This is a genomic window from Sphingobium sp. (assembly GCF_036170395.1).
In the GTDB taxonomy this organism is placed as follows: Bacteria; Pseudomonadota; Alphaproteobacteria; order Sphingomonadales; family Sphingomonadaceae; genus Sphingobium.
On the sequence record NZ_JAVHPD010000015.1, the window covers coordinates 90,451 to 97,505 of the forward strand.

At 67.6% G+C, this 7,055-nt stretch carries 7 protein-coding genes and 1 pseudogene; 3 read left to right on the forward strand and 5 right to left on the reverse strand.

The window, feature by feature from the left end; all coding sequences use genetic code 11:
• Window positions 1-47 precede the first annotated feature (47 nt).
• Genes V2B31_RS06015 through V2B31_RS06025 form a run of 3 tightly spaced genes read right to left on the reverse strand, consistent with a single transcriptional unit; the run spans window position 48 to window position 2,651 of the window.
• A complete protein-coding gene (locus V2B31_RS06015) occupies window positions 48-1,370 on the reverse strand; it encodes a M20/M25/M40 family metallo-hydrolase (RefSeq protein WP_328276420.1) in 1,323 nt (440 codons plus the stop codon).
• Window positions 1,370-1,915, reverse strand: coding sequence for a glutathione peroxidase (locus V2B31_RS06020; protein WP_328276422.1), 546 nt, complete (start codon window positions 1,913-1,915; stop codon window positions 1,370-1,372). The genes V2B31_RS06015 and V2B31_RS06020 overlap by 1 nt, the downstream gene beginning before the upstream one ends.
• A 37-nt stretch (window positions 1,916-1,952) precedes the next feature.
• Window positions 1,953-2,651, reverse strand: coding sequence for a VIT1/CCC1 transporter family protein (locus V2B31_RS06025; protein WP_328276424.1), 699 nt, complete (start codon window positions 2,649-2,651; stop codon window positions 1,953-1,955).
• An 87-nt stretch (window positions 2,652-2,738) separates the two neighbouring features.
• Between V2B31_RS06025 and V2B31_RS06030 the strand changes: the two genes are divergently transcribed.
• Complete coding sequence (locus tag V2B31_RS06030) at window positions 2,739-3,092, forward strand: YbaN family protein (RefSeq protein ID WP_328276426.1); 354 nt, start codon at window positions 2,739-2,741, stop codon at window positions 3,090-3,092.
• Between the two features lie 77 nt (window positions 3,093-3,169).
• On the opposite strand, the gene V2B31_RS06035 is transcribed toward V2B31_RS06030, so the two are convergent.
• Together V2B31_RS06035 and V2B31_RS06040 are read right to left on the reverse strand one after the other, a co-directional pair.
• Complete coding sequence (locus V2B31_RS06035; RefSeq protein WP_328276428.1) at window positions 3,170-3,814, reverse strand: class I SAM-dependent methyltransferase; 645 nt, start codon at window positions 3,812-3,814, stop codon at window positions 3,170-3,172.
• Complete coding sequence (locus V2B31_RS06040) at window positions 3,811-5,031, reverse strand: DUF3419 family protein (protein WP_328276430.1); 1,221 nt, start codon at window positions 5,029-5,031, stop codon at window positions 3,811-3,813. The genes V2B31_RS06035 and V2B31_RS06040 overlap by 4 nt, the downstream gene beginning before the upstream one ends.
• A gap of 198 nt (window positions 5,032-5,229) precedes the next feature.
• Here V2B31_RS06040 and V2B31_RS06045 point away from each other — a divergent pair, with 198 nt between their 5' ends.
• Both V2B31_RS06045 and V2B31_RS06050 read left to right on the forward strand, forming a co-directional pair.
• Window positions 5,230-6,222, forward strand: coding sequence for a ligase-associated DNA damage response exonuclease (locus tag V2B31_RS06045; RefSeq protein ID WP_328276432.1), 993 nt, complete (start codon window positions 5,230-5,232; stop codon window positions 6,220-6,222).
• Window positions 6,223-6,343: 121 nt separating this feature from the next.
• Window positions 6,344-7,055 (forward strand): annotated as a pseudogene (locus V2B31_RS06050) (cisplatin damage response ATP-dependent DNA ligase); the annotation flags it as partial.

A 7,055-nucleotide genomic window follows, 5' to 3' on the forward strand; every position in this document is an offset into this window, starting at 1 on the left:
GCGAAGTCGAGAAGCCGTTTCGACTGAAGTCGAGAAACGGTTCCCCCCTATTTCCGCCCCTTCTCGCGCGCCAGCCGGCTCATCAATATCGCCGCCCGGCTCGCCTGCCGCTTCATGCTGGCCAGGTCCACCTTCTCCGCCGGGCTATGATCGCCGCTCGACGCCGGCCCCAGCCCCACCAGCCCGTCCACATCGGCCGCGACGAAGCTGATGTCGCCCGCCCCGCGCTTCAGCGGATCGAGCGCCGCCATCTCCGCCAGCTTGAGGTCGCGATTGACTCCGTTCAGCCGATCGAGCAACGCCCGGTTCCCCGCCGTCGGCGCCATGGAAGGATAGCCAAGGTCGAACGCGATCGTCGCCGATGTGCCCGGCAGATGCCCCGCATCGACGATCACCTGCATCTTGGCCTGCACTCGCCTCGTCTGTTCCTCGCTCAGCGTGCGGAAATCGCCCTTGGCGACGGCGACAGGCGGGATGATATTGGTCTTGCCCGTCACCGCGATCCGCACCCCGTCCTTGTCGATGTCGGCGCTCTGCCCTCCACCGATCAGCCCGACGTTGAAGGTCAGGTTCGGCTCGGGCAGTTCCTTGCGAAAGGTCGTGATGATCCGCGCCAACTCATAGATCGCGCCATCCCCCGCGCTTGTCGAAAAGATGCCCGAACTATGCCCGGACTTGCCGCTCGCCCTGACCGTCCAGCTGTTGGAGGATCGCCGCGCGATCGACCCCATATCCTTGCCGTCCTCCTGAGACAGCCCCTCGAAATCGAGCGCCACATCGGCGCGCTTCCCCGCGTCGATCAGGTCGCCGCGCGCCACGCTGACCGGCTCGCCAGCATCCTCCTCGTCCCCGGTCAGCACCACCTCGATATTCGCGCCTTTCAGCGTCCCGGCCGCCTGCATCGCCTTCAGCGCCAGCAGCATGGTGACGACCCCGCCCTTGTCGTCCGCCGCCCCCGGCCCGCGCGCCCAATCACTACCGGAAGCGCCGCCTTCGCGGGTGAAGGTCTGGAACGGCGAATCCGGCTCGAACACCGTATCGAGATGCCCGATCAGCAGCATCTTCGTCGTGCCGGGCTTGCCCTTGTGCACCGCGATCAGATGCCCCGCGCGCTTCACCGCATCCATCGGCTTCCAGCTGACGGTAAAGCCCAGCGCCTCGAACTCGGGGCGCAGCATGTCGGCCACCGCCTTCACGCCCGCGACGTTCATCGACCCGCTATTCTGGTTCACCAGCCGTTCGAGCAGCGCGACCGCCGGCTCATAGCCCGCCTCCACGCTGCTTGCCATCGTCCGCTCCGCCGGAGACAGCGCCGCCTGCGCCACCGGCGCGCCGCCCAGCAGCAGCGCGCCGGCGATCAGCCGCAGCATCACGCCGCCAGTTCTGCCTCGATCGCCGCCTTGAGCGCCGGATCATCGGGCGCGGTCGTCGGCGCGAAGCGCGCCTTCACAGTCCCATCCTTGCCGATCAGGAACTTCTCGAAATTCCACAACACTTCAGGCTCGGGATTGGGCGTGATGCCATATCCGGTCAGCTTCTCGCGGAACGCCGCCCCGTCCCCTTGCGCGTCGGGCTGCGCGCTGGTGAGCGCCGCATAGAGCGGATGCTTTTCCGGCCCCGTCACCACGATCTTCTCGAACATCGGAAAGTCGACACCGAAATTGGTGGTGCAGAAGGTCGCGATTTCGTCGTTGCTGCCCGGCTCCTGCGCCCCGAAGTCGTTGGCCGGGAAACCCGCCACCACCAGCCCCTTGTCCTTGTGTTCGGCATAGAGCTTCTCCAGCCCCTCATATTGCGGCGTCAGCCCGCATTTGGACGCGACATTGACGACCAGCACGACCTTCCCGGCATAGTCGCCCAGCGAAGCGTCGGCGCCCTTGATGGTCTTGAGCGGAATGGATTGAATATCGGTCATCGCATGTCTCCTATGTGGGTCGCTGCCGACCATGCCATCATATTGCCGCCCCGAAAAGATGCCCTGCGACCGCCGTCGCCGCCATGGCGAGGCTGCCCCAGAGCAGCGTTCGCAAAATCGATCGCACCGGCTTGGCCCCGCCCAGCCGCGCGCCGACATGGCCCAGCACGGCAAGGCACAGCAGGCACATGCCCACCACCGCCGGGATCGCCTGCCCTGCCGGCGCGACCGCCGCCGCCAGGATCGGCGGGCTCGCGCCGGCGGCGAAGCTCGCGGCCGAAGCGAGCGCCGCCTGCACCGGCCGCGCCGTCGCCACCTCCGAAATGCCCAGTTCGTCGCGGGCATGCGCGCCCAGCGCGTCCGCCGCCATCAGCTGCTCGGCCACCTGGCCGGCAAGCGCCAGCGTCAGCCCGCGCTCGACATAGATATCGCGCAGTTCCGCCCATTCGGCATGGGGCTGAGTCCGCAGCGCCTTTGCTTCCTTGGCGAGATCGGCGCGTTCGGTATCCGCCTGCGCGCTCACCGACACATATTCGCCCGCCGCCATCGACATCGCGCCGGCAACCAGCGCCGCGATGCCCGACAGCAGGATCGCTTGCGCGCTCGCGCCCGAAGCGGCAATCCCGGTCATCAGGCTGGCGGTCGACACGATCCCGTCATTGGCCCCCAGAACCGCCGCGCGCAGCCATCCCACGCGATTGACATAATGGACGGCGTGATGCGGCTGCGCTTCCATCGGCGATCCCCTATACTGGCCCAGGCCCGGTGATATGGCGGATGATCGCCCTTGCCAACGACCTGCCGCCCTGCGAAGCCGGGCCATATGCGGCGACATCTCTACCTCATCGCCGGCTTCGTCTCGATCGGCCTCGGCACGATCGGCGCATTCCTGCCGCTGCTGCCGACCGTCCCTTTCATGATCCTCGCCGCCTTCTGCTTCGCCCGCTCCAGCCCCCGACTGGAGGCGAAGCTGCTCGATCACCGCCATTTCGGCCCGCATATCCGCCGCTGGCGCGAACGGGGCGCTATCAGCCGGCGGGGCAAGATCGCCGCCCTTGCCGGCTTCGGCTTCAGCATCCTGGTGGCGCTGATCTTCTCGCCCTGGCCCTGGTTCCTGCTCCCGGTCGCCGCCGCGCTGATCGGCGGCGGCTGGATCTGGACCCGGCCGGAAAGCTAGAGCAACGCGCTAAATCGGGATCACACCCACTTCCGTTCAGGCTCAGGGCGAACGGCTCTTGCTCAAGGCGCGATGCACTAAGGCGCCAGCAGCGCCCCGCGCACCGCATAGCCGCGATAGAGCGCCCGGCTCCACGCCGATCCGCCCACTTCGCTCGCCAGCCGCTCGATCGCACCCGCCAGTTCCCGGCGCGGCGACACATGGAATTGCGCGAGCCAGCCGAACAGCATCCGCTTCCACAGGCCGGGCAGCCGCTCCTGCTGCCCGAAATCCACAACCTCCAGCCGCCCGCCCCGGCCAACGCAGCGCGCCGCCTGCGCCAGCGCCGCCTCCCAGTCCGGGATCATCGACAGCGCATAGCTGACGAACACCCGGTCGAACGCCGCCTGCCCGAACAGCGCCTCGGCATCGAACTTGCACGCATCGCCCTGCGCCAGCGTCACGCGATCCGCCATCCCGGCCTTCGCCACCGCCATGCGCGCCGTGTCCAGCATCGCCTCGGAAATATCGACGCCATAGAGCCGCGCCTGCGGCCACGCCTTGCCCACAGCGATCAGGTTGCGCCCGGTGCCGCATCCGATCTCCAGCACACTCCCGCCGGCCGGGGGCGCCAGCTCGGCGATCATCTGGTCGCGCCCCAGCAGATAATATTTGCGGGTAAGATCGTAGAAATGCCGCTGATAGCGATAGACCCCGTCCATCAGCGCCCCATGATCGCTCACGCCGCGCCCTTCAGCACATAGAGGTGAACCCCGCCATAAATGGCCGACCGATCGCGCGCGGTATAATCGAGCGACTCGTCCGCGCGATAGTCCCACCGGTCGAGCACCGCGTCCACAACCCGCCCCGGCAATATGCTCGGCTCGCCCGCCGTGCGGAACAGCACCCGCGCGCCCGGCCGCGCGGTGCGCGTGATCTGCGCCCACAGCGCATTCAGCTGCGCATCGTCCATCCAGTCCTGCGCGTCGAGCAGGATATAGCGGTCGCACGACGCATCGGGCTGGCTGGCGAGGAAGTCGGTGAAGTTGACATGCCGCACCTCGACCCGCTCGGCCCGGCTCCGCACCGCGTCATGATTGGCGGCCTGCAGATAAGGCGGCAACGGTCCCTCGCCCCCTGCATAGCCCCGGCCAAACGCCTGTACCGCGAAATAATTGTCTTTCAGGTCAAAGTCGCACGCGAGCTTCTTGAGCCGCGCCTTGAGTACGCTGTCCATGCGGTCGTCGCCCGCCAGCGCCTCGAACTGGGCGGGCGGGATGCCGAGGCCGAAGAGCGATGCCGGCTGGCTGGTCAGCCAGCGCACGAAGCCCTTGTCGAAGATCGGCGCCAGCTCGCGCTCGAAAATCTCGATCTGCTCCGCCCGGCTTCGCGCATCGAGCATCCGCTTGGGGTTGACGCCATTGAGCCGCGCCAGCAGATGCGCCGCGCCGATAAACCGGCCGAGCAGCCCATGCTTGTAGATGCCCCGCGCAAACCCGCCGATCCGCCGCCGGCCGATAAGGTCGCGCCCTTCCCAATAGCGCCGGGTCGCCTCGTCCAGATGCGGCGCGACGATATCGCGATAAGCCGCGATATTCGCCTTGTCGTCCGCCCGCGCGAAGAAGCGGTGGAAGCTCTCATGGTCCGGCAGATGCCGCGCCGCCGCCAGCTTCAGCTTGTTGAGCGCGATATGCGCGGTGTTGAGGTCGACGGCCGTGATCTTCGCCGGATCGGCGGTCAGGTAGGACAGGACATTGCACCCGCCCGACGCGATCGTCACCACATGGCTGTCGGGCGCGATCGCCAGCGCCTCCATGTCCACCGCCGGGTCTTCCCAGATCTGGGCATAGACAAGACCCCGGAACGCGAAGGTGAAGGCCCGCTCCAGCAGCCCCTGCTTCGACAGATGCTTATGTTTGTGAACGGCCTTGGTGATCGTCTTGTGGGTTGAAGCCGCCAATGTCACACTCCTCGCTGCCGGGTCGTCCGCCGCGCCCATAGGGCAATGGCGTGTCGCCCGCATGACGCGCAGGTTACGCTGCGATGACTCCCTCACGCCGTGCTCCCGCGAGCGCCGGAGCCCAGGGCCGGATAGCGCAGCGCTGATTTGACAAGCCCCTTGCGGAACCCAACCGCCCCCTCCCATCTTCACCATGCCATGCCCCACTGGATCGAGCCCCACCCGACCGGCATCTATGTCCGCCCCGCCGATGCGTGGATCGACCCTTCGCTGCCGCAGGAGCGCGCGCTGGTGACGCACGGCCATGCCGATCATGCGCGCGGCGGGCACGGCCATGTCTGGGCGACGCGCGAGACGCTGGCGATCATGGCGCTGCGCTACGGCACCGCCAGCGGCACGGCGGTCGGCTATGGCGAGGACGTGCGGATGGGCGGCGTCACGATCCGCTATGTCCCCGCCGGCCATGTGCTGGGATCAGCGCAGATATTGCTCGAACATGCCGGCGAGCGCGTCGTGGTGACGGGCGACTATAAACGCCGCCCCGACCCCACCTGCCTCCCCTTCGAGCCGATCCCCTGCGACATTTTCGTGACCGAAGCGACCTTCGGCCTCCCCGTCTTCCGCCATCCCGACACGGGCAGCGAAATGGACCGGCTGCTCGCCGCGCTCCATGCCCACCCCGACCGCTGCGTGCTGGTCGGCGCCTATGCGCTGGGGAAGGCGCAGCGGGTCATCAAGGAACTGCGCGGGCGCGGCCACCATGATCCCATCTACATCCACGGCGCGATGGAGCGGATGTGCGCCCTCTATCAGGATTTCGGCGTGGACCTCGGCGAACTGCGCCCCGCCACCGGCATCCCTGCCAAGGAGATGCGTGGGGCGATCATCGTCTCGCCCCCCTCCGCCCTCAACGACCGCTGGAGCCGCCGCCTGCCCGATCCCATCACCGCCATGGCCTCGGGCTGGATGCGCGTGCGCCAACGCGCCCGGCAGAAGAATGTCGAACTCCCCCTCGTCATCTCCGACCATGCCGATTGGGACGAACTGACCGACACGATTCGGCAGGTCGCCCCCACCGAAACCTGGATCACCCACGGCCGCGAGGAAGCCCTGCTCCACTGGTGCATGACCCACCAGATCAGGGCGCGAGCGCTGGCGCTGGTCGGACGGGAAGATGAGGACGAAGGATGACGCCTTCCATTCCGTTCGCCCTGAGCCTGTCGAAGGGCATGGCTGAGCGAAGTCGAAGCCACTTCGCTTCGCTCAGCGGGGGGCTTCGACAGGCTCAGCCCGAACGGATGTTGATCTAGCTATGCGCGTCTTCTCCCAACTCCTAGACGGCCTCGTCTATACCCGCTCGCGCAACGGCAAGCTGGACCTCATCGCCGCCTATATGCGCCAAGCCCCCGACCCCGATCGCGGCTGGGCGCTCGCCGCGCTCACCGGCAACCTGGACCTGAAAGCCGTCAAATCCTCCGCCATTGGCGAAATGATCCGCGCCCGCACCGATCCCGTCCTGTTCGAGATGAGCCGCGACTATGTCGGCGACCTCGCCGAAACCGTCGCCCTGCTCTGGCCCAAGCGCGAAGACCAGCCGCCGGAGATCGACGACGGCTCCCTCAGCCTCTCCGCCGTCATCGACCGCCTCCACGCCGTCAGCCGCGCCGCCGCGCCGGATGCGCTCGCACAGATGATGGACCATCTCGACGCCTCCGGCCGCTTCGCGCTCTTGAAGCTCGCCACCGGGGGCCTGCGCGTCGGCATCTCCGCCCGCCTCGCCAAGACCGGCTTCGCGCAAGGCTTCGGCCTCGACGTGGATGAGGTGGAGCAGGTCTGGCACGCCCTTTCTCCCCCATACACGGCCCTGTTCGACTGGGCCGAAGGCCGCACCACCCGCCCGGACCCCGAAGGCACCCCCTATTTCCGCCCCTTCATGCTCGCCCATCCGCTCGAAGCCGACAGCGTCGATCTCGCCGACTATGCCGCCGAATGGAAATGGGACGGCATCCGCATCCAGATCGTCG

Coding starts and splice junctions, on each gene's coding strand:
- V2B31_RS06020 (WP_328276422.1), bottom strand. CDS start 1,915: ATGACCGATATTCAATCCATTCCGCTCAAGACCATCAAGGGCGCCGAC.
- V2B31_RS06025 (WP_328276424.1), bottom strand. CDS start 2,651: ATGGAAGCGCAGCCGCATCACGCCGTCCATTATGTCAATCGCGTGGGA.
- V2B31_RS06030 (WP_328276426.1), top strand. CDS start 2,739: ATGCGGCGACATCTCTACCTCATCGCCGGCTTCGTCTCGATCGGCCTC.
- V2B31_RS06015 (WP_328276420.1), bottom strand. CDS start 1,370: ATGCTGCGGCTGATCGCCGGCGCGCTGCTGCTGGGCGGCGCGCCGGTG.
- V2B31_RS06045 (WP_328276432.1), top strand. CDS start 5,230: ATGCCCCACTGGATCGAGCCCCACCCGACCGGCATCTATGTCCGCCCC.